This window comes from Piscinibacter gummiphilus (genome assembly GCF_002116905.1).
Taxonomy (GTDB): Bacteria; Pseudomonadota; Gammaproteobacteria; order Burkholderiales; family Burkholderiaceae_C; genus Rhizobacter; species Rhizobacter gummiphilus.
In genome coordinates this window covers 5,372,460-5,393,661 of record NZ_CP015118.1, presented here as the reverse complement: position 1 = coordinate 5,393,661, position 21,202 = coordinate 5,372,460, and the positions used below count along the sequence as shown (strand labels likewise).

Below are 21,202 nucleotides of genomic sequence, written 5' to 3'. Positions count from 1 at the left end.
GAAGCCATTCCATCGGTGTCGATCAGACCACCGCCCCGAGCTTGAAGATCGGCAGGTACATCGCGACCACGATGCCACCGATGATGGTACCGAGGATCACGATGATGATCGGTTCCATCAGGCTGGACAGGCCGGCCACGGCCTCGTCCACCTCGGCCTCGTAGAACTCGGCAGCCTTGCCGAGCATGCCGTCGAGTGCACCGGACTCCTCGCCGATGGCGGACATCTGCAGCACCATGTTCGGGAACACGCCGGTGGTTTCCATCGACGAGGTGAGGCTGGCGCCGGTGGAGACGTCCTTCTGGATCTGGTACGTGGCGTCGCGGAACACCGCATTGCCGGCAGCGCCACCCACGGAGTCGAGCGCCTCGACCAGCGGCACGCCGGCGGCGAACATCGTGGAGAGGGTGCGGGTCCAGCGGGCCACCGACGCCTTGTTGATCAGCTCGCCGAAGATGGGCACCTTCAGCAGCAGGCGGTCCATGGTGCGCTGCATCTTCTCGGAGCGCCGCCACGATTCGAAGAAGAAGTAGATGCCGCCTCCCAGGAAGCCGAAGATGGCCCACCACCACTTCAGGAAGAAGTCGGACATGGCCATCACGAGCAGCGTGGGCGCCGGGAGGTCGGCGCCGAAGGAGGTGAACACCTCCTTGAACACCGGGATCACGAACATCATGATGATGACGACCACGATGAAGGCGACGACGAGCACGGCCACCGGGTAGATCAGGGCCGACTTGATCTTGGCCTTGATGGCCAGCGTCTTTTCCTGGTACACGGCCAGGCGGTCGAGCAGGGTGTCGAGAATACCGGCGGCTTCACCGGCCTCGACCAGGTTGCAGTACAGCGAATCGAAGTACAGCGGGTGCTTGCGGAACGCGGAGGACAGGCTGGTACCGGTCTCGACGTCGGTGCGGATGTCGGTCAGCAGCTTGGTCAGGCGCGGGTTCGAACTGCCGCGGGCCACGATGTCGAACGACTGCAGCAGCGGCACGCCGGCGCGCATCATGGTGGCCAGCTGGCGGGTGAACACCGCCACGTCCTTCGGCTGGATGGCACGGCCGCCGCTCGTGCGGCGCTTCTTCACCTTGCGGATCAGGATGCCCTGGCGGCGCAGCGTGGCACTGACCATGGCTTCGCCGCCGGCGCGGATTTCCCCACGGACGATCTTGCCGTTCTTGTCCTTGCCTTCCCACTCGAATACGAACTCTTTTTCTCTGACGGCTGCTGCTGTTGCCATGGTCTCTCCGGGAACTCTGGGGTTCCCGTCCCGTTGATTGTCGTTGGATGCTGCTGGACTGGATCAGGTGGCGGGCGACGCCCTCCGGGTGACAAAGAACGTCACTCGTTGGTGGCGGCGATCACCTCCTCGAGGGTGGTGAAACCGGCGCGCACCTTGACGAGGCCGGACTGGCGCAGGTCGCGGATCCCCTCGCGCTGGGCCTGCTCGGCGATGTCCATCGAGGTCCCCTCGGCCAGGATGATGCGCTGAATGTCCTCGCTGATGGGCATCACTTGGTAAATGCCGACCCGGCCTTTGTAGCCATTCGTGCACGCCGAGCAGCCGACGGCCCGGTAGGGTTTCCAGGATCCGTCGAGGTCGGACTCCTTGTAGCCCGCTTTCAGCATGGCCTCCTTCGGGTACTCCGCCGGGGCCTTGCACGATTCGCAGAGGCGGCGGGCCAGGCGCTGGGCGGTGATCAGCAGCACGCTCGAGGCGATGTTGAACGGGGCCACGCCCATGTTCAGCAGCCGGGTGAGGGTGGTGGGCGCGTCGTTCGTGTGCAACGTGGACATCACCATGTGGCCGGTCTGGGCGGCCTTGATGGCGATGTCGGCCGTTTCCAGGTCCCGGATTTCGCCGACCATGATGACGTCCGGATCCTGGCGGAGGAAGGATTTCAGGGCGGCCGAGAAGGTGAGGCCGGCCTTGTCGTTGACGTTGACCTGGTTGATGCCGGGCAGGTTGATTTCAGCCGGGTCTTCCACCGTGGAGATGTTCACCCCCGGCTGGTTCAGGATGTTCAGGCAGGTGTAGAGCGACACGGTCTTGCCGCTGCCGGTGGGGCCCGTCACGAGCACCATGCCGTAGGGGCGTGCGATGCACTTGAGCAGGCGGTCCTTCTCGACCTTCTCGTAGCCCAGGGCCTCGATGCCGAGCTTGGCGCTCGAGGAATCGAGAATCCGGATCACGATCTTCTCGCCGAACAGCGTGGGCAGCGTGCTGACCCGGAAGTCGATGGACTTGTTGCCGAACTTCAGCTTCATGCGGCCGTCCTGCGGGACCCGCTTTTCGGCGATGTCCATGCGCGAGATGACCTTGATGCGCGAGGCGAGCTTGTCCTTGATGGCGATGGGCGGCTGCGTGATCTCGCGCAGTTCGCCGTCGACGCGGAAGCGGACGCGGTAGTGGAACTCGTAGGGTTCGAAGTGGAGGTCGGACGCCCGGGAGTTGATGGCGTCGATCAGCATCTTCTGGAGGAAGCGCACCACCGGCGCGTCTTCCACGTCGACCGTGACCTCCTGGGTCTCGGGGGCGGCGGATTCCTCGTCGCTGACGTCGAACTCGAAGTCGCCGCCGACGATGTTCTCGAGGGTTTCGGTGGCGCTGGCGCCCGAGTCTTCGAGGATCTTGGCGAGCTTGTCGTGTTCGAGGATGACCCACTCGGGCGACAGCTGGGTGGCGAACTTGATGCGTTCGACCGCTTCCTGGTCGGTGGGATCCGCCCCGCCGATGAAGAGCCGGTTGCCTCGCTTGCCGAGCACCAGCACCTGGTACTGGCTGGCGAGCTTGGTGTCGATGACGTTGCGCGGCAGCCGCTGCAGGTCGACCGCGTTGATGTCCATGACCGGCAGGGCCAGTGCGGCGGACAGGGTGTGGGCCAGGTCGGCGGACGTGATGGCGCCGCCAGCGATCACCGACGAGATGAAGCTGGTTTTCTTTTCCTTGGAGGACTTGACCAGGTCCTCGGCCGTCTTGGCGTTCAGCTTGCCAGCGTGGACCAGGACGCGTGCGACGCCGGACAACGACGACTGGGGGGCTTCGACAAGGGTGTCCACGGGCACGGCGTTATGTCACAGGGTGAAATGAGGGCGGATCGGACCATCTTCGCCGATCCGACCCACACTGTAAACCTCGACCACCCTCACGATTTGCCAGAAAAAGCAGCTTTCGGGCCGTGATTTCCTGCAACCAAATGCATCCAAGTGCCTGAAGCGCCCGAAAAGCTCCTCAGCCGCGTTCGGCCCGGGCGATGTCCCGCACGTTCACCCGGCGGAGCACGACCCCCAGGCGCTGGAGCCGGTCGGCCGTCGCCCGCTGGGCGCACCAGGCCTCGCGGGGCGCAGTTGCATCCTCGTTCTTCGAGTTTGCCGCGCGGGATCCGCCTCCCTAAGCTCGACCGATCCGCACCTCCCGCGCCCCGCGCCGTCCTGCCGTGTCGACCTCGTCCGCCTCCACCCGCCATCCCGCCCCGCTGACCCGCGCCGAGCCGCCCGCGCACGACGTGGCCACGCTGTTCGCCCGCCTCGACGTGCTGCTGCCGCAGATCGCCGAGGGCGCGGCCCGCCGCGAGCGCGAACGCGAGCTGCCCTTTGCGCTCGTGCGGCGCATCGCCGAGGCGGGGCTGCTGACCGTGCGCATCCCGAAACGCCACGGCGGGCCGGGCGGCTCGGTGCGCGACGCCATCCGGGTCGTCATCGAGATCGCCTCTGTCGACTCGAACATCGCCCAGGCGCTGCGGCCCAACTTCGGCTTCGTCGAGAGCCTGCTGTCGAACCCCGGCAACGAGGCCGGGCGCGAGCGCTGGTTCGCGCGGCTGCTCGCAGGACACATCGTGGGCAACGCCGGCCTCGAGCGGGGCGGCGCCCACGGCACCTCCCGCGCGCGGCTGACCCGCGAGGGCGATCACTACAAGGCCTCGGGCACCCGGTACTACAGCACGGGCGCGCTGTTCGCCGACTGGATCAGCTCGTTCGCGCTGAACGACGAGGACCGCGAGACGAACTTCATCGTGCCGCGCGGCCGCGAGGGCCTGTACCTCGCCGACGACTTCGACGCCATGGGCCAGCGCCTGACCGCGAGCGGCACGTCGGTCTACGAGAACGTGCTGGTCGCGGACGACGAGGTGGGACAGCACCCGATCGCGCGCGACCGCCGCAACCCGGTGATCCCGATGTTCCAGCTGTACCTCGCCGCGGTCGAGGCGGGCATCGCGCGCAACGCGCTGACCGACGCCGTGGCCTTCACGCGCCACGTGGCCCGGCCCATCCGCCACAGCAGCGCGCAGAAGTCGGTGGACGATCCATACGTGCAGCACAGCGTCGGCGAGATCGCCGCGCAGGCCTACGCCGCCGAGGCGGCGGTGTTGCGCGCGGCCGATGCCCTCGACGACGCGTGGGCGGCCGATCTCGACGAGGCCGCGCTGACCCGCGCCTCCGTGGAGGTGGCGCAGGCGCAGTACTTCGCGGTGCAGGCCGCGCTCAAGGCGGCCGAGCGGCTCTTCGACGTGGGTGGCGCGTCCGCCACGGACCGCACGCACAACCTCGACCGCCACTGGCGCAACGCGCGCACGGTCGCGAACCACAACCCGCGGGACTGGAAGGCGGCGGTGACGGGCGCGTGGCACCTGAAGGGGGAGGCGCCGCCGACGAGCGGGGCGTTCTGACGAGCACCGCGCGGATCGATGTGCGGGATCGTCCGTTGTCCGGCGGGCGAGCCCCCGGGACACGGCCTGAAACGCATTTTCTCAAGCAGGCCTCGTTGACCTTCACCCGCTCACCGAAGCGTTCGGGGCCTGACGGGCCATCGACCTGACCTTCACCGTCCCGTTCGGGCGATGGCACGAACTGGTAAGCCGCTGGCATCACGGGGCAATCGGTTTCCGGGGCTTGCGCCAACAATCCGGCACATCACATGTCGGAGCCCCGGACCATGAATGGATTGATGATGGGCCAGCCGCTGCTGGTCTCCGCGCTGCTCACCCACGCGCAGCGCCACCACGGTGAGCAGGAAATCGTGTCGCGCCGCGTCGAGGGCGACATCCACCGCTACCGCTTCGTCGACCTGGCGCGCCGCTCGCGCCAGCTGGCCAACGCGCTCCGGCAACTGGGCCTCGGCGATGACGACCGTGTCGCCACGCTCGCCTGGAACGGCTATCGTCACCTCGAGCTGTACTACGCGGTGTCGGGCTCGGGCCGTGTGCTGCACACCCTCAACCCCCGCCTGCACCCCGACCAGCTGCGCTGGATCGCGGAACACGCGCAGGACCGCGCGCTGTTCTTCGACCTGAGCTTCCTGCCGCAGGTGGAGGCCATCGCGTCGCTGCTGCCGGGCATCAAGGCCTTCGTCGCGATGACGGACCGCGCCCACATGCCGGCCACGAGCAAGGTCCCCGGGCTGCTGTGCTACGAGGAACTGCTCGCGGACGCGTCCGACACGTTCGAGTGGCCCGCCCTCGACGAGCAGCGCGCCTCGTCGCTCTGCTACACGAGCGGCACCACCGGCAACCCGAAGGGCGTTCTCTACAGCCACCGCTCGACCGTGCTGCACACGTGGGCCGCGGCGCTGCCGGACTCGTTGAACTGCAGCAGCCGCGACGCCATCCTGCCCGTGGTGCCGATGTTCCACGTCAACGCGTGGGGCCTGCCGTATGTCGCCTGCATGGTGGGCGCGAAGCTGGTGCTGCCCGGACCGGGGCTCGACGGCAAGTCGCTGCACGAGCTGTTCGAGGCCGAGCAGGTGACGCTGTCCGCCGGCGTGCCCACCGTGTGGCAGGGCCTGCTGAACCATGTCGACGCGAACAAGCTGACGTTCAGCAGCATGCGCCGCACGATCATCGGCGGTGCCGCGTGCCCACCCGCGATGATGAAGGCCTTCCAGGAACGCCACGAGGTGCAGGTGCTGCACGCGTGGGGCATGACCGAACTGAGCCCCGTGGGCACGGTGTGCGCCCTCAAGGGACGCCAGCTCGATCTGCCCGATGGCGAACGCGCGGCCATCCAGCTCAAGCAGGGCCGCGCCGTGTTCGGCGTGGACATGAAGATCGTCGGTGCGGACGGCGCCGAACTGCCGTGGGACGGCCGCCAGAGCGGCGAGCTGATGGTGCGCGGTCCGTGGATCGTCGCCCGCTACCTGAACGACGAGGGCGCCGGCCCGCTCGTGGACGGCTGGTTCCCCACCGGCGACGTGGCCACGATCGATGCCGACGGCTTCATGCAGATCACCGACCGCAGCAAGGACGTGATCAAGTCCGGTGGCGAATGGATTGGCTCCATCGACCTCGAGAACATCGCGATGTCGCACCCCGCCGTCGCGATGGCCGCCTGCATCGGCGTGGCCCACCCGAAGTGGGACGAACGCCCGCTGCTGGTCGTCGTGCGCAAGCCGGGCGCGTCGGTGACGCGCGAGGAACTGCTCGCGTTCTACGAGGGCAAGATCGCCAAGTGGTGGACGCCCGATGACGTGGCCTTCGTCGACGGCATCCCGCTGGGTGCGACCGGCAAGATGCTGAAGAACAAGCTGCGCGACACCTTCAAGGACCACCGCCTGCCATGAACACGATGGCCATCACGCGGCTGCCCGCTCAGGGCCGCCAGCTGTTCCCGGGAATCATGGCGTGTGGCGTCGTCGCCGCGGCCTCGACCTTCCTGTCGCAGCACTACGGTGCGCCGGTCATGCTCTTCGCGCTGCTGGTCGGCCTCGCGATGAACTTCCTGTCGGGCGACGGCGTGTGCGCCCCCGGCATCGGCTTCACCGCGCGCGAGCTGCTGCGCGTCGGCGTGGCCCTGCTGGGCCTGCGCATCACGGCCGCGCAGGTGGTCGCTCTAGGCTGGCAGCCGGTCGTCATCGTCATCGTCGCCGTGGTGGTGACCATCACGGTCTCGATGGTCGTGGCGCGGCTGCTGGGCTTCCAGTCCCTCTTCGGGCTGCTGACCGGTGGCGCCACCGCGATCTGCGGCGCCTCGGCGGCGCTCGCGCTGTCGGCCGCGCTGCCCGCGCATCCGCAGAAGGAGCGGGCCACGCTGTTCACCGTGATCGGCGTCAGCGCGCTCTCCACCTTCGCGATGATCTCGTACCCGATGCTCGCGCACTGGCTGGGCCTGGACCACCACGCGACGGGCGTGTTCCTCGGCGGCACGATCCACGACGTGGCGCAGGTGGTGGGCTCCGGCTACGGCATCTCGCGCGAGACCGGCGACGTCGCCACCCTCGTCAAGCTGATGCGTGTGGCGATGCTGCTGCCGGTGATCGTGTTCGCCGCGATGCTGACGCGCGCGCGCACGGGCCCCGGCGCCGCGCGGCCGCCGCTGCTGCCATGGTTCGCCGTGGCCTTCGCCCTGCTGGTGCTCGTCAACAGCACGGGCTGGGTGCCCAAGGGGCTGCAGGACTTCGGCAGCGACGTCTCGCGCTGGTGCCTCGTGGCGGCCATCGCCGGCATCGGCATGAAGACGCAGCTCAAGGACCTGGCCACGGTGGGCCTGAAGCCGATCCTGCTGATGGTGGGCGAGGCGGTGTTCCTCGTGGTCCTCGTGCTGGGCATGCAGCACTTCGGGTAACCCCGGGCCAGGGATTCCCTCGGGTGGCACGGGCTGATAACTCGCTGTCGCCAACGGTCAAGCGGTGCGAGGTGTTCGCATCAAGACTGCGCTCCAAGGTGAGATTCCACATGCACCGATTCCAACGTCATCCCACGTCACTGGACAGGAGTTCCGACTTGAAGCTGAAGATCACTTCCCTTGCCGCCATCGCCGCCGTTGCCGGTCCCGCGTTCGCCCAGTCGAACCTGACCCTCCACGGCAACCTCGACGTCGGCCTGCTGGGCATCTCCAACACCAGTGGTGGTGTGGGCTACATCCCGAGCCCGGTGAACAGGGGATCCGACCGAATGGTCAAGGACGGCGGCCTCGGCGCCAGCAACTGGGGCCTGCGTGGCACCGAAGACCTGGGCGGGGGGCTGCGCGCGCTGTTCCAGATCCAGGGCAACCTCGCGCTGGACACCGGCGTGGTCGGCGGGCCGAACAGCCTCGGCACCACCTCGATGTGGAACCAGACGGCCGCGATCGGCCTGGCCCACAACGCCTGGGGCACGATCCGGTTCGGCCGCCAGGTCTCGCCGACGTACTGGGCGATGGCCGCGACCGACGCGCGTGGCGGCCGCTACTTCGGCAGCGCGCTCACCGCGCTGGTGGGCATCAACAGCGCGAGCGGCGTCTTCATCGGCGACAACTCGAACGTGGCCTTCGGCACCGTCTACAACGACAACGCCATCCTCTACACGTCGCCCACCTGGAGCCGCGTCACGGCCAACCTCATGTATGCGATGGGTGAAACGGGCGGCAAGACCCGGGCGAACTCGCAGCAGGCCGCCACCGCCGTGTACGACGACGGCCACCTGAAGCTCTCGGCACTGTTCTACAACGGCTACGGCAACAACCTGCCGGCCGCCACGGCGCTCTACACGCGCCAGCTGGGCAGCGCCGCCGCCGCCAGCGCGGCGCTCACGGCCCGCGGCCTCACGACCGAGACCAACACGAACCGCCTGTCGTCCGTGGGCGCGCTCTACACGTGGGACACCTTCACGGTCAGCGCCTCGTACATGGCCGCGCGCAACCCGTCGAAGATCCAGGTGGTGCCGGTGGGTTCGACCAGCCTCGACATGTGGTCGGTGGGCGCGGGCTGGCGCATCTCGCCGTTCATGAACCTGACGAGCGGCTACTACCGCATCGACGACAACACGAACGCCGGCAACAAGGCGACGCAGTTCGCGCTGGCGATTGACTACCACCTGTCCAAGCGCACCATTGCGTACGTCGAAGGGGCCACCACCACGAACGACGGCGCCAACATGAACCTGAGCCCGGTCTACGCCACCCCCGTGGCGGCGAACCAGGACGTGCACGCCTTGATGGCGGGCCTGCGCCATTCGTTCTGACGCACCGGCAAGGAGATCACCATGCACCTGCACGCCCACGACGCCAAGGCCGGCTCCGGCAACGACTTCCTGGTCCCGAAGGGCCAGGCCTGGTTCGCCTTCGCGATGACCTTCGGCCTGATGCTGTTCGACTACATCGACCGACAGGTCATCGTCTCGCTGTTCCCGTACCTCAAGGCCGAGTGGAGCCTGAGCGACAAGCAACTGGGCGGCCTGGTCTCGGTGATCTCCATCGTGGTGGCCGCCGCCGGCCTGCCGGTGGCGCTGCTGGCCGACCGGTTCAGCCGGGTCAAGAGCATCGTCGTGATGGCCACCACCTGGAGCCTCGCCTCGATCTCCTGCATGTTCGCCGGCAACTACAGCCAGCTCTTCGCGGCGCGCGCCGTCGTGGGCCTGGGCGAGGCCGGCTACGGCTCGGTGGGCGCGGCGCTGATCGCCAGCCTGTTCCCGGCCCGCATGCGCTCGGCGCTGATGGGCGCGTTCTTCGCCGCGGCCTCGGTGGGCTCGGTGCTGGGCGTGCTGATCGGCGGCGTGGTCGCGGCCCGCTGGGGCTGGAAGGCCGCCTTCGGCGTCGTGGGTGTGCCGGGCCTGGTGCTGGCCCTGATGTACCTCGCCGTGCGCGACTACAAGACCGTCGCGCTGACGCCGGAGCTGACGAAGGCCACGCGTTCGGCCAGCGACCTGCTGGGCCACGTCGCGAAGGCGCTGACCCGCTCGCGCACGCTGCTGTGGGCCTGCCTGGGCGCGGCCATGCAACTCATCGCGGTCTCGGCCGTCTGGTCGTGGCTGCCGAGCTTCCTCAACCGCGTGCACGGCGTGGCACCCGACATGGCCGCCAAGCAGGCCGCGCTGGTCGTGCTGGCCGGAGCCTTCGGCGCGTTCGCCTGGGGCGTGCTGGTGGACGGCGCGGGCAAGGGCCGCGGCCACGTCAAGCTGGCGCTCGTGGCGGGCCTGTGCGTGCTGACCACGGTGCTCTTCTGCACGGCCTTCGGCCTGATGCCGTCGGGCCAGGGCCAGTTCATGGTGATCCTGCTGGGCGGCTTCGTGATGACCTGCACCGTGGGCCCCATCGCCGCGGTGACCTTCGACGTCGTGCACCCCGGCGTTCGCTCCACCGGCGCGGCCGTGCTGTCGCTGTTCCAGAACCTGCTGGGACTCGCGCTCGGACCCTTCATCGCCGGCGTGCTGTCCGACCTGTGGGGCCTGCAGACGGCGCTGGCGGTCGTGCCGATGTTCAGCCTGCTCGCCGCCGCCTTCTTCCTCGTGGCCCGCAGCAGCTACGACGCCGACCGCGCGGCGGTGAACCACGTCCACGTGGATGCGGCGACCGGCCCCCGTCCCAAGCTCACCCAGGCGCACGCCTGACCCTCCCGAAACGAAAGGCCACCACCATGACCCAAGCCATCCGCTTCCACGAAACCGGCGGTCCCGAAGTCCTCCAGCTCGAACGTGTCGAGGTGGGCGACCCGGGCCCGGGTCAGGTGCGCATCCGCCACACGGCCATCGCGGTCAACTTCATCGACGTGTACTTCCGCACCGGGCGCTACCCGTCGGCCCTGCCGGCCGGGCTGGGGTCCGACGCGGTGGGCGTGGTGGAGGCGGTGGGCCCCGGGGTCAGCTTCCTGACCCCGGGGGACCGCGTGGGCTACCTGCTGGGTCCGCTCGGGGCCTATTCGCAGGCGCGCGTGATGCCGGCCGAGGTGCTGATCAAGCTGCCGGACGGCATCTCCGACCGCAGCGCGGCCACGCTGATCATGAAGGGCCTGACGGCGCAGTACCTGTTCCGGCAGGTCTACCCGCTCAAGGCCGGCGACACGATCCTGTACCACGCCGCGGCCGGCGGCGTGGGCCTGATCGCGTGCCAGTGGGCGCGTGCGCTCGGCGTCACGATGATCGGCACGGTGGGGTCCGACGAGAAGGCCGAGATCGCCAAGGCGCATGGCTGCGCGCACGTGATCAACTACAAGCGCGAGAACTTCGTCGAGCGCGTGAAGGAGATCACCGGCGGCAAGGGCGTGCCCGTGGTCTACGACTCGGTGGGCAAGGACACGCTGATGGGTTCGCTCGACTGCCTGCAGAAGCGCGGCACGCTCGTCAGCAACGGCACCAGCTCGGGTCCCGTCGTGATCGACACGACGCTGCTCGCGATGAAGGGCTCGCTGTGGGTCACGCGGCCGGCGATGGTGGACTACGCGCTGCCGCGCCCCAACATGCTGAAGATGGCCGACGAGCTGTTCGACCTGGTGCTCAAGGGCCAGATCGTCAGCGAACCGAAGCAGAGCTTCGCGCTGGCCGAGGCGGCCGAGGCGCACCGCGCGCTGGAGTCGCGCCAGACGGTGGGTGCCACCATCCTCGTGCCCTGACCCGGTCGTCCGACCGCCCGGGTCAGTGGACCCGGGCCTGCGCCTGGCGCGTCTGCGACGGGCTGCATTCGAACTGGGACTGGTACCAGCGCGAGAAGCCGCTCGGGGCCGAGAAGCCCAGCAGGGCCGCCACTTCGGTGAGCGGCCGGTCGCTGTTCTTGACGTGGCGCGTGGCGAGGTCCACGCGCAGTTCGTTGACCAGGTCCGAGAAGCTCGTGCCTTCCTCCGCCAGCCGGCGCTGCACGGTGCGGCACACCAGCCCCAGGTGCATGGCCACCTGCTCCATGCTGCAGCGCCCGCTCGGCAGCAGCAGCAGCGCGGTGCGCCGCACCTCCTCCGACATCGACGGGTTCTGTGCCTCGAGCGCGGTGTCCAGCAGCTGCTGGGCGTAACGGGCCATCGCGGGGTCGCCCGACGGGTTCACGGTGTCGAGGTCGCTCGCCGTGCACACGATGCCGTTGAAGTCGTGCTTGAACTCCACGCAGGGGCCGAACACGCGCAGGTGCGTCGCCAGGTCCTTCGGGGCCGCGTGCGTGAAGCAGATGCGGCGGGGCCGCCACTGGGCCCCGAGGAACTGGCGCATCAGGCGCACCATCACGCCCACGCCCAGCTCGATGGCCTGGCGCACCGGTGCGCCTTCACCGGCCACCACGTCTTCCCGGATCACCACCACGCCGGCCGATTCCTCGATGCGCAGCGACATGGCGCCGTTCAGCAGCACCTGGTAGCGCACCAGCACCGCGAGCGATTCGCGCAAGGTGGGCTGGTCGCGGATCAGCATGCCGACGGGGCCGAGGTTGGAGAGCTGGCGCGACTCCGCCATGCGCAGGCCGAAGGCCTCGACGCCGGATGCCGCGGCGGACCGCTCCAGCAGGTCGTTGACGCGCGGGACGGGGATGCGCAGGTCCGGGTCCTTCAGCACATGGGGGGTGAGCTCGGCGTCGGCGAGCATGCGGAGGGGGTCGAGACCCACGCTGCGGGCCACCTCGAGGTAGTGCGTCAGGCTGGCCGCGCGAACGAGAACATTCATCGGGACAAGCTCTGAGTCCTTTGGCATCAAATGGTAAGTTGGGGGTCTTCAAAGTCAAGCGTGAATACCAGCGGGCGCGAATACTTTCCCTGCATCACCAGGCTTCCTTGAAGGATCGGAGACCCCCATGAGCACTGCACCTGAATCCGCGACGATCGTCCGTGCATCCTCCCTGACCCGCAACCTGAAGGCCGAGCAGTTGACCTGCACGATCGGCGCCGAGGTCAGCGGCATCCACCTCGGTGCGGCGGCGGTCGACGACGACCTGCTCGCCGAGGTCCGCGCGCTGCTGCTGCGGCACCGCGTGCTCTTCTTCCGGGACCAGGACATCAGCGCCGCCGACCACGTGGCCTTCGCGCGCCGTTTCGGCGAGCTGGAGGACCACCCGGTGGCCGGCAGCGACCCCGACCACCCCGGCCTCGTGCGCATCTACAAGTCGCCCGACGCCCCCAACGACCGCTACGAGAACGCCTGGCACACCGATGCCACCTGGCGCGAGAAGCCGCCGTTCGGTTGCGTGCTGCGCTGCGTGGAATGCCCGCCGGTCGGCGGCGACACGATGTGGGCCAACATGGTCGAGGCGTACGCGCGGCTGCCCGAGGACGTGAAGGCGAAGATCGCGACGCTGCGCGCGCGCCACAGCATCGAGGCGAGCTTCGGCGCCGCCATGCCGATCGAGAAACGCCTGGCCTTGAAGGCACAGTTCCCCGATGCGGAACACCCGGTGGTGCGCACGCACCCCGAGACGGACGAGAAGATCCTGTTCGTCAACGCGTTCGCCACGCACTTCACGAACTTCCACCGGCCCGAGAACGTTCGCTTCGGCCAGGACGCCGTGCCGGGTGCCGCCCAGCTGTTGCAGTACCTGATCAGCCAGGCCTGCATCCCCGAGTACCAGGTGCGCTGGCGCTGGAAACCCAACAGCGTGGCCTTCTGGGACAACCGCTCCACCCAGCACTACGCCGTGATGGACTACCCGCCGTGCCACCGCAAGATGGACCGCGCCGGCATCAAGGGCGACGTGCCCTTCTGATGCGGAGGCCTGCCTTGTCCCGAGAACCGGTTACCGTCCTCATCGTCCCCGGCCTGCGCGAGCACGTGCCGGACCATTGGCAGACGTTGCTCGCGCAGCAGCTCGAGCGGGTGCGCACCGTGCCGCCGCTCGAGCGCGACAAGCTCAGCTGCGCCGCGCGCGTGGCGGCCATCGAGACCGAGGTGCAGCGCATCGACGGGCCCGTGGTGATCGTCGCGCACAGCGCCGGCGCCATCATGGTCGCCCACTGGGCCATGCGTGCCACCCGGCCGATCCATGGCGCGCTGCTGGCGGCCCCGGCCGACCTGGAGACGCCGCTGCCGCCCGGCTATCCCGAGAGGGAGACGCTGCGCGCCCAGGGCTGGCTGCCGATCCCGCGCGGGCGGCTGCCGTTCCGAAGCATCGTCGCGGCCAGCACCAATGACCCGCTGGCCCGCCTCGACCGCGTGGCCGGAATGGCCGCCGACTGGGGCAGCCGGCTGGAGGACGTCGGCGCCGCCGGGCACCTGAACCCGGCGTCCGGCTTCGGCGAATGGCCGCGCGCCATGGCGCTGCTCGAGGAACTCGAGGGGGTGGTCGCATGACGATCAAGCTGCGGCTGACGCTGCTGGTGACTGCGCTGATCGGCCTGCTGTTGCTCGCGATGACCGCGAACCTGATGGGCCGCAAGGAGGGCGCCGCGCGCCTGCATGCGATCTACGCCGAACGCATCGAACCGCTGAAGGTGCTGAAGGCGCAGGGCGGCGGCGAGTTCGACCGGGCCTTCGCGCAGCAGGTCGAGGCGGCCGCGGCCGACGATGCCGCGGCGCGTTCGGCCTACCAGGCCGCGTTCACGCGCAACCTGCTGATCTTCGGCTCCGTGCTGGTGGCTGCCGCGGCGGCGGGCACGTGGCTCGTGCGGTCGATCCTGCGCCCGCTGCGGCACGCGGTGGGTGTGGCCGAGACGGTGGCCGCGGGTGACCTCAGCGTGGAGATTCCCGTCGCGGGGCGCGACGAGATCACGGGCCTGATGGTTGCGCTGCGCGAGATGACGGCGGGTCTGTCCCGCATCGTGGGCGACGTGCGCGAGGGCAGCGACAGCATCGCGGTGGGCACGGCCCAGATCGCCACGGGCAACGCCGACCTCAGCCAGCGCACGGAGGAGCAGGCCAGCAACCTGCAGCAGACCGCCGCGACGATGGAACAGCTGACGGCCACGATCACGCACAACGCCCGCACGGCCGAAACGGCCTCGGACCTGGCCCGTGGCGCGGCCCGGGCCGCGGAGGAGGGCGGGGCGGCGGTCGGCGAGCTGGTCCGCTCGATGGCGGACATCGCCGAGGCCAGCCGGCGCATCGGCGAGATCGTCGGCGTGATCGACGGCATCGCTTTCCAGACGAACATCCTCGCGCTCAATGCGGCCGTGGAAGCCGCGAATGCCGGCGAGGCGGGCCGCGGTTTCGCCGTGGTGGCCGCCGAGGTGCGCCAGCTGGCCCAGCGGGCCGCCTCGGCCGCGCGGGAGATCAAGGGCGTGATCGCCCACAGCAGCGCGATCGTGGAGAACGGTGGCCAGCTGGCCACCCGCACCGGCGTGTCGATGGCGGGCGCCGTGGCCCGGGTGCAACGCGTCAGCACGATGATCGGCGAGATCAGCGGCGCCAGCGCGGAGCAGGCGCGGGGCATCGCGCAGATCGGCGAGGCGGTGGCCGAACTCGACCGCGTGACCCAGCAGAACGCCGCACTGGTCGAGGAGAACGCCGCGGCCGCCGAAAGCGTGAAGCACCAGGCGGCCCACCTCGCGGGCATCGCCTCGCGGTTCAAGCTCGCTTGAGCGGCTTCAGGCGGCGGCGCGGTCGGCGTCGATCAGGAGCGCCAGCAGCTGCTCCGCCGGCTGTGCGCCGCCGAGGGCCACGGTCCGGTTCACCAGGAACAGCGGCACCCCCGACACCGTGGGCTCCGGCTCGGGTTCCGCGCGGGTCCGTTCGATGCCGTGGTGCTGGGCGAGCGCCTCGAGCAGGGCGTCGTCGTCGAGGTTCGCCCTGCGCATGAAGTGCAGTTCGAACAGGCGGTCGACGAGGTCGTCCACCACCGCCGGATCGCACTGCTCCGCCGCGTCGGCGAGCAGGGCGTGCGCGGCCCGCGTGTTGGGCATCAGCGGGATGCGGTCGAAGTCGAAGTCCAGCCCGACGGTCGCGCCGGCCCGGCGCACCTGGGCCTGCCGTGCCGCGACCGCTTCGGCGCTGCCGAGCCGCGCGAGGTAGAACTCGCGGAACGGCACCCCCTGCGCCGGCACGTCCGGCAGCAGTTGCTGCGAACGCCAGTGCACCCGCACCGGACGCTGCGGGTGCAGCGCCCGGTACCGGGCGAGAGCCTCCTCCAGCTGGCGCTTGCCGATCAGGCACCACGGGCAGATGAAGTCGAACCAGACCTCCACGTCCAGGGCCCCTTTCATCCTCAGGCCGCCTTGCGCAGGAAGCCCTGCTGCCCACCCTTCGGGTTGGGCGCCAGGCCGTTGGCAGCGAGCGTTTCCTCGACGGTGTCGTAGAAGACGCCGATCTTCAGGATCTCGCGGGCGTCGCGGCCGTTCGCGACCGGGCGGCCGAACTCGCGCGAGATGCGCACGAGCTGCTGGATCTGCTGCACGGTCGTCATCTTCGCGGTGCGCGACTGGTTCCAGAGGTTGTCCTCGATGCCGCAGCGCACGTGCAGGCCCATCGCGATGCCCATCATGTTGATCGGCAGCGTGTTGAGCATGCTGCTCTCCACGGTCAGCATCGAGCCGTCGGGGATGGCGCGCAGGAAGTTGGCGAGGTTGTAGATGTTCGGCGCGTCCATGCCGCCGCCGATGGCCACCCAGTTCATCACCAGCGGGCCCTTGTAGACGCCGCGGCGCACGAGGCGCTCGACGGTCTCGTAGCTGTTGATGTTGTAGAACTGGAAGGCGCTCTGGATGCCGGCGGCGCTCAGGCGGCGCACGTGTTCCTCGAAGAAGCTGGGCGTGGAGGGCACCACCATGTTCGAGTAGGCGCGGAAGCCGTCGGGTTCGGCGAGCGAGGTGCCGGCGATGTCGCGCACGTCCATCTGCTCGATGACGTTCATCTGCGAGGTGTTGACCGTCACCGTGACCTGGTCGGGCTTCGGGGTCAGCTCGGCCAGCATGTGGCGCGTGTCGTCCGAGAGCCACTTGGCCGCGGCGCCCTCGCTCTCGGGGGCGAAGGAGATGGAGCCGCCGACCTGGATCACCATGTCCGGCACGGCCTTGCGCACGCCGGCGATCAGCTCGTTGAACATCGACAGGCGCTTGCTGCCGCGGCCGTCGAGTTCACGCACGTGCAGGTGCAGCACCGAGGCGCCGGCCTCGTAGCAGTCGACCGCCTTCTGGATCTGCGCTTCCATCGTGACCGGGATGTCCTCGGGGAAGTCGGACGGGATCCATTCGGGGCCGTACGGCGCGGCCGTGATGACCAGCTTTTCCTGGTTCTCGGGGAACAGCGATCCGTCGAGGAAGTTCATGGCGTGTCTCCTGGGACATGGGTGGCAGGGAAGATCGCCGCGGCCGATGCGTTCAGGAGTTCGGCTCATGCGGCAGGCATGGAGCCAGTATCTTTTTGGCGGCCCCGCCGCGCTTTTCCGCGAAGGACAGGGCCTTACCTTTCGGCGCCAAACCGCGGGTCAGCGCGTGTGCAGGAGGTAGGGGCGGCCATCGGGCGACGCTTCGCGGCGCCCCGTCACCGTGATGGCCGTGCCGTTCGACGCCGCGTCCGGCGGCGGCACCAGGCCGGCGGGCACCGGGCCGCTGACGTAGAGGCACCGTCCGTCGGCGTCGACCAGCATCCAGTCCGACCGTGTGCGCGGCGGGCCGCCGGTGCAGCCGCCCGACCAGCCGGCGAAACGGCCGCTCACCCGCAGGGTCGTGCCGGCGGGGGCGGCGAGGGCGTCGGCGATGCCCATCGCCGCGCCGTCCGCGGGTGCGGGTGCGGGTGCGGGCGCCGCACCATGTCCGCAGGCGGCCGACAGCAGCGCGAGCGCCACCGTGCCCGCCCACGCGGCCCCGGCCCTCACTTGGTCACCACCGCGCCGAAGCCCTTGCCGCGCGGCTTCGGCTGGGCGGGCAGCACCTTGCGGTCGGCGGGCAGGTCGCGGGTCACGCGCCGCACGAACAGCCAGTCCGCGTACGCGTCGGAGTTCACGGCGTTGACGAAGGCCTCGAAGGTCGCGAAGCTGTCCATCGATGGCAGGGCCGGCGTCGCGCTCATGCGGCGGGTGCCCAGCAGCACGGCCGAGGTGTCCCCGAGCGACGGGTCGTACCGGTAGACGCTGACCGTGGTGTCGCCGCAGGTCGCGCGGCCCTTGGCGCAGCCGGTGTACTGCACGAACACGTCGTACGCGCCCTTCTCGAGCTGCGTGTTGGCCGTGTACGTCTCCTCGGCCAGGCCCGCGTCCCACGAGTCCGCCGACGCGAAGCCGTTCACCGAGCTGGGCCCGATGGCGGGTCCGGCCCAGTTGCCCTGCGGTTCGTTGACCATCAGGTCGAGGTCCACGTCGGGGTTGTCCCAGCGGATGCCGTAGGCGAACGGGCCGGTCGCGTCCGTCTGGCCCGTGCCGCCGCCGTTGGTGACGAGCGTGGTCGCGAAGGTGCTCCACGGCGTCTCGTTGCCGGCCACCGTGTTGCTCGCGAGCACCGTCCGGTAGACGTTCAGTTCCGACGCGGTGGTGTTGGCGGGCGTCGGCAGATAGATCGCGAGCCCGGTCGAGCCGGCGACGTTCAGCTCGCCGGGCAGCTGCTGCACGTCGTTGGCGAGCAACGCGGCCTGGGCGGCGGCGGCCAGTTCGTCCGCGAGGGTGCGCAGGGTCGCGCTCGACGTGCGCGCCGCGAGGGTCTTCGCGAACACGATCAGGTCGTGGTTGTTCGGGTGGTTGTACGAGGGCGACGCATCGCGGGCCGCCTGGATGTTGAGGCGTTCGCCGGCCATCGACGCCACCATGCCGGCGGCGGCGGCCTTCACCTTCGCATGCAGCGGTTCCACCGCGGCCAGGTCGATGGCCGAGAGGGTCACGCTCTGGCGGTTGTTCGTGCGGTAGTAGGCCATGTAGTCCGTCACGATGCCCTTGGCGAACGTGGCCGCGTCCTGAGAGGGGTTCGCGACGAGGCGGTTGATCACCTTGTCGTACGGATTGCCCTGGCCCGGGATCACCTCCTCGGACGCCACCATCACCTTGGCCGACTGCCGCATCTCGTAGGCGACCTCGTACATCGCCATCAGGCAGGCGTCGAAGTTGAGCACGTCGACACCGCCGGCATCCTTCACGGCCGTGGCCATGTCGCGCACGGACATCAGGTCCTCGCGCGAGGAGACGTCCTGCAGCGCGCCGCGGGTGGACTTGTCCGCCTTCCAGCCGCCGCCGTGGGACCACAGCACGAGGGCGTAGCGGTCGGCCGGGTAGTTCTGCTTGCCCCAGCGGATGAACTCGGTCAGCGACGCGCGGCTGCTCATGTCGACGTTGCGGCCGAGGCTCTGCAGTTGCGACGCGCCGTTCTCGACGGTGCCCCGCAGCGTCATGCGTTCCGCGCCCGGCGTTTCCTGCGGGTTCTGCTCGACCTGCACCACGATGCGCACGTCGCGGCTGCTGCGCGCGGCGATCATCTGCTTCACGTTGAGTGTGGCCATGTCGCTCAGGTTGTTGTCCGCGGCCATGTAGATCAGGTACGTCCACTTGGCCTGGCCGCCCGTGCCGCCACCACCCGTCCCGGTGGGGGCGCCGCCGTTGCCGTTCTCGACGGTGTCGCCGCCGCCCCCGCCGCAGCCGGCGAGCGCGACACCGAAGGCCATGAAAGCCATGAGCGACAGCCGCCGCCAGCGGCCGGCCATCGATGAGATGTCGAGTGTCATGTTGTCTTGTCCCTAGGTGGTGGTGCGATGCATGGTCGCGAGAGCCGGGGCATTCTGTTCGGCCGCCGAAACGCCCGCTTCCCCCTTCGAGGGGGACCGCACCCCCTAGAGGCGAACTAGGGATGTCGCTGATGGGTCACCGTCGCTAGGCTGCCGCGCGATGCCCGCCGGGCGACTTGGGAGACCTTCGATGAGATTCACCTGGAGCGCGTGCATCGCGCTCGCCGTGCTGGCCGGCTGCGCCACCGAGTACCGCCAAGACAGCTGGTCCGGCGGCTTTTCCGAGGTGCAACTGGACCGCGACCTGTTCCGCATCACCTTCAGCGGCAACGCCTACACGCGGCCCCAGCAGGCGGCCGACTACGCGCTGATCCGCGGCGCCGAGGTCACGCTGGCCCACGGCTTCGCCTACTACACCATCGTGGAGGACCGCTCGCGCACGGAAACGTCCTCGTTCGTGACGCCGGTGGAGACCACCACGAAGTCGAAGCGCAAGGGCAACGGCGAGGTGATCGAAACCAGCACCACCACCGGCGGGCACGAGATCGTCGACACCTTCCCGACGGCGGTGCACACGATCCGGTGTTTCCAGAAGCGCCCCGACAACGCGCCGGGCATCGTCTACGACGCGCGGTTCGTGTGCGGCTCGCTCGGGAAGAAGTACAAGGTCCCGTCGTGCGGGCAGCAGGTGGCGGCGAAGTGAGGCGGGTGGTGCGGCATCCCGCGGCACCATGAAAAAAGTCCCAGACACCTTTCGGTGATTGGGACTTCTCCATCTGAATCTGGTCGGGGTGAGAGGATTCGAACCTCCGGCCTCTACGTCCCGAACGTAGCGCTCTACCAGGCTAAGCTACACCCCGATTTTTCGTTCTTCTTGTTCGCCCTGCTGGCCCTGGTGAGAGGGTTAGGAAGAGCGGTCAACCGACCGAACGCAGAATTCTATCAGAGCTTCTTTGTGAGGGGAAGATGGGAGCATCGACAAACTCACACGCGCCTTCTCGGCCTCGAGCCGCGCGGCCTCGCGCGTGGCGTCCAGGGCTCCGGTGCGGCGCACGATTTCCACGATCTCCGCGAGGCGCGTGACCTCGCCGTGTTCGATGGCGTGGCGGATCAGCGCGCGTTCATCGGCGTTGCCGCGTTCCATCGCGACGAGCAGCGGCAGCGTGGGCTTGCCTTCGCGCAGGTCGTCGCCCACGTTCTTGCCCAGCTGCGACGTGGAGCCTTCGTAGTCGAGCAGGTCGTCGACGAGCTGGAACGCGGTGCCGAGCGAGCGACCGTACGAGGCGCAGGCGTCCTCGACCTCGGCCGGCGCACCCGCGAGCACGGCGCCCAGGCGGGCGCTGGCCTCGAAGAGCTTCGCGGTCTTGAAGCGGATCACCTTGAGGTAGTCCTCGACCGCGAGGTCGGCGTCGTGCATGTTCATCAGCTGCAGCACTTCACCTTCGGCGATCACGTTGGTGGCGTCGGCCAGCACCTCGAGCACGCGCATGCGGTTCACCGACACCATCATCTGGAAGGCGCGGGAGTAGAGGAAGTCGCCGACGAGCACGCTGGCCGCGTTGCCGAACAGCGCGTTGGCGGTCTGGCGGCCGCGGCGCAGGTCGGACTCGTCGACCACGTCGTCGTGCAGCAGCGTGGCCGTGTGGATGAACTCGACCGTGGCGGCCAGTTCATAACGTTCGCGGCCCTGGAAGCCGAGTGCGTTCGCGAAGAGCAGCACGAGCATCGGGCGCAGGCGCTTGCCGCCCGCGCTGATGATGTAGTGCGAGATCTGGTTGATCAGGACGACCTCGGAGGCGAGCCGGTGTCGGATGACGGCGTCCACCTCGCGCATCTCCGCCGCGATGAAGGCGGCGTGGCTGGATGGAACTTCGGTGGGGGCGGGGGAAGACGGCTGCACGTTGGGCTCAATTGGGTAGCGGAATTATAGGAAGAGCCGGGCGTGTACCGGCCGTCCACCCCCTAGGAGCCGA

General features: G+C 69.1%; 18 protein-coding genes and 1 tRNA gene. 10 read left to right on the top strand and 9 right to left on the bottom strand.

The window, feature by feature from the left end:
- Window positions 1-22 precede the first annotated feature (22 nt).
- Together A4W93_RS24655 and pilB are read right to left on the bottom strand one after the other, a co-directional pair.
- Window positions 23-1,240 (bottom strand): type II secretion system F family protein, encoded by a 1,218-nt coding sequence (locus A4W93_RS24655; protein ID WP_085753131.1) that lies wholly within the window; start codon window positions 1,238-1,240, stop codon window positions 23-25.
- A gap of 101 nt (window positions 1,241-1,341) precedes the next feature.
- Window positions 1,342-3,066 (bottom strand): type IV-A pilus assembly ATPase PilB, encoded by a 1,725-nt coding sequence (gene pilB / locus A4W93_RS24650; protein WP_085753130.1) that lies wholly within the window; start codon window positions 3,064-3,066, stop codon window positions 1,342-1,344.
- Window positions 3,067-3,437: 371 nt separating this feature from the next.
- Here pilB and A4W93_RS24645 point away from each other — a divergent pair, with 371 nt between their 5' ends.
- The 6 genes from A4W93_RS24645 to A4W93_RS24620 all read left to right on the top strand — a co-directional run bounded on the left by A4W93_RS24645 (window position 3,438) and on the right by A4W93_RS24620 (window position 11,296).
- Window positions 3,438-4,667, top strand: coding sequence for an acyl-CoA dehydrogenase family protein (locus A4W93_RS24645; RefSeq protein ID WP_085753129.1), 1,230 nt, complete (start codon window positions 3,438-3,440; stop codon window positions 4,665-4,667).
- Between the two features lie 266 nt (window positions 4,668-4,933).
- Window positions 4,934-6,556: a 3-(methylthio)propionyl-CoA ligase gene (locus A4W93_RS24640; protein WP_085753128.1), complete on the top strand. Its 1,623-nt coding sequence runs from the start codon at window positions 4,934-4,936 to the stop codon at window positions 6,554-6,556.
- Window positions 6,553-7,557: a YeiH family protein gene (locus A4W93_RS24635; protein ID WP_085753127.1), complete on the top strand. Its 1,005-nt coding sequence runs from the start codon at window positions 6,553-6,555 to the stop codon at window positions 7,555-7,557. The genes A4W93_RS24640 and A4W93_RS24635 overlap by 4 nt, the downstream gene beginning before the upstream one ends.
- 158 nt (window positions 7,558-7,715) lie before the next feature.
- On the top strand, window positions 7,716-8,933 hold the full coding sequence (locus A4W93_RS24630) for a porin (protein WP_157782228.1): 1,218 nt from the start codon (window positions 7,716-7,718) through the stop codon (window positions 8,931-8,933).
- 21 nt (window positions 8,934-8,954) lie between these two features.
- Complete coding sequence (locus A4W93_RS24625; RefSeq protein ID WP_085753125.1) at window positions 8,955-10,298, top strand: MFS transporter; 1,344 nt, start codon at window positions 8,955-8,957, stop codon at window positions 10,296-10,298.
- Window positions 10,299-10,324: 26 nt separating this feature from the next.
- Window positions 10,325-11,296, top strand: a complete 972-nt coding sequence (locus A4W93_RS24620) for a quinone oxidoreductase family protein (RefSeq protein WP_085753124.1) — start codon at window positions 10,325-10,327, stop codon at window positions 11,294-11,296.
- A 22-nt stretch (window positions 11,297-11,318) separates the two neighbouring features.
- On the opposite strand, the gene A4W93_RS24615 is transcribed toward A4W93_RS24620, so the two are convergent.
- Window positions 11,319-12,326 (bottom strand): AraC family transcriptional regulator, encoded by a 1,008-nt coding sequence (locus tag A4W93_RS24615; RefSeq protein WP_085753123.1) that lies wholly within the window; start codon window positions 12,324-12,326, stop codon window positions 11,319-11,321.
- Window positions 12,327-12,510: 184 nt separating this feature from the next.
- On the opposite strand from A4W93_RS24615, the gene A4W93_RS24610 reads away from it, so the two are divergent.
- Genes A4W93_RS24610 through A4W93_RS24600 form a run of 3 tightly spaced genes read left to right on the top strand, consistent with a single transcriptional unit; the run spans window position 12,511 to window position 15,169 of the window.
- On the top strand, window positions 12,511-13,359 hold the full coding sequence (locus A4W93_RS24610) for a TauD/TfdA dioxygenase family protein (protein ID WP_085754314.1): 849 nt from the start codon (window positions 12,511-12,513) through the stop codon (window positions 13,357-13,359).
- Complete coding sequence (locus A4W93_RS24605; protein ID WP_085753122.1) at window positions 13,359-13,943, top strand: RBBP9/YdeN family alpha/beta hydrolase; 585 nt, start codon at window positions 13,359-13,361, stop codon at window positions 13,941-13,943. The genes A4W93_RS24610 and A4W93_RS24605 overlap by 1 nt, the downstream gene beginning before the upstream one ends.
- Entirely contained in the window at window positions 13,940-15,169 is a 1,230-nt protein-coding gene (locus tag A4W93_RS24600; protein ID WP_237357618.1) for a methyl-accepting chemotaxis protein, read from the top strand. The genes A4W93_RS24605 and A4W93_RS24600 overlap by 4 nt, the downstream gene beginning before the upstream one ends.
- Before the next feature lie 6 nt (window positions 15,170-15,175).
- On the opposite strand, the gene A4W93_RS24595 is transcribed toward A4W93_RS24600, so the two are convergent.
- The 4 genes from A4W93_RS24595 to A4W93_RS24580 form a co-directional block, all read right to left on the bottom strand.
- The gene (locus A4W93_RS24595) at window positions 15,176-15,790 is read right to left on the bottom strand and encodes a DsbA family oxidoreductase (RefSeq protein WP_085753120.1); all 615 of its coding nucleotides are present in this window, start codon (window positions 15,788-15,790) and stop codon (window positions 15,176-15,178) included.
- A gap of 2 nt (window positions 15,791-15,792) precedes the next feature.
- Window positions 15,793-16,851: a beta-keto acid cleavage family enzyme gene (locus A4W93_RS24590; RefSeq protein ID WP_085753119.1), complete on the bottom strand. Its 1,059-nt coding sequence runs from the start codon at window positions 16,849-16,851 to the stop codon at window positions 15,793-15,795.
- 159 nt (window positions 16,852-17,010) lie between these two features.
- Window positions 17,011-17,400, bottom strand: coding sequence for a hypothetical protein (locus tag A4W93_RS24585; protein ID WP_157131767.1), 390 nt, complete (start codon window positions 17,398-17,400; stop codon window positions 17,011-17,013).
- Entirely contained in the window at window positions 17,397-19,229 is a 1,833-nt protein-coding gene (locus tag A4W93_RS24580) for a clostripain-related cysteine peptidase (RefSeq protein ID WP_085753117.1), read from the bottom strand. The genes A4W93_RS24585 and A4W93_RS24580 overlap by 4 nt, the downstream gene beginning before the upstream one ends.
- Before the next feature lie 190 nt (window positions 19,230-19,419).
- On the opposite strand from A4W93_RS24580, the gene A4W93_RS24575 reads away from it, so the two are divergent.
- Window positions 19,420-19,932 (top strand): CC0125/CC1285 family lipoprotein, encoded by a 513-nt coding sequence (locus tag A4W93_RS24575; protein WP_085753116.1) that lies wholly within the window; start codon window positions 19,420-19,422, stop codon window positions 19,930-19,932.
- Window positions 19,933-20,012: 80 nt separating this feature from the next.
- On the opposite strand, the gene A4W93_RS24570 is transcribed toward A4W93_RS24575, so the two are convergent.
- Together A4W93_RS24570 and ispB are read right to left on the bottom strand one after the other, a co-directional pair.
- A tRNA-Pro gene (locus A4W93_RS24570) sits at window positions 20,013-20,089 on the bottom strand.
- Window positions 20,090-20,133: 44 nt separating this feature from the next.
- Window positions 20,134-21,063 (bottom strand): octaprenyl diphosphate synthase, encoded by a 930-nt coding sequence (gene ispB, locus A4W93_RS24565; protein WP_085753115.1) that lies wholly within the window; start codon window positions 21,061-21,063, stop codon window positions 20,134-20,136.
- Window positions 21,064-21,202: the final 139 nt, after the last annotated feature.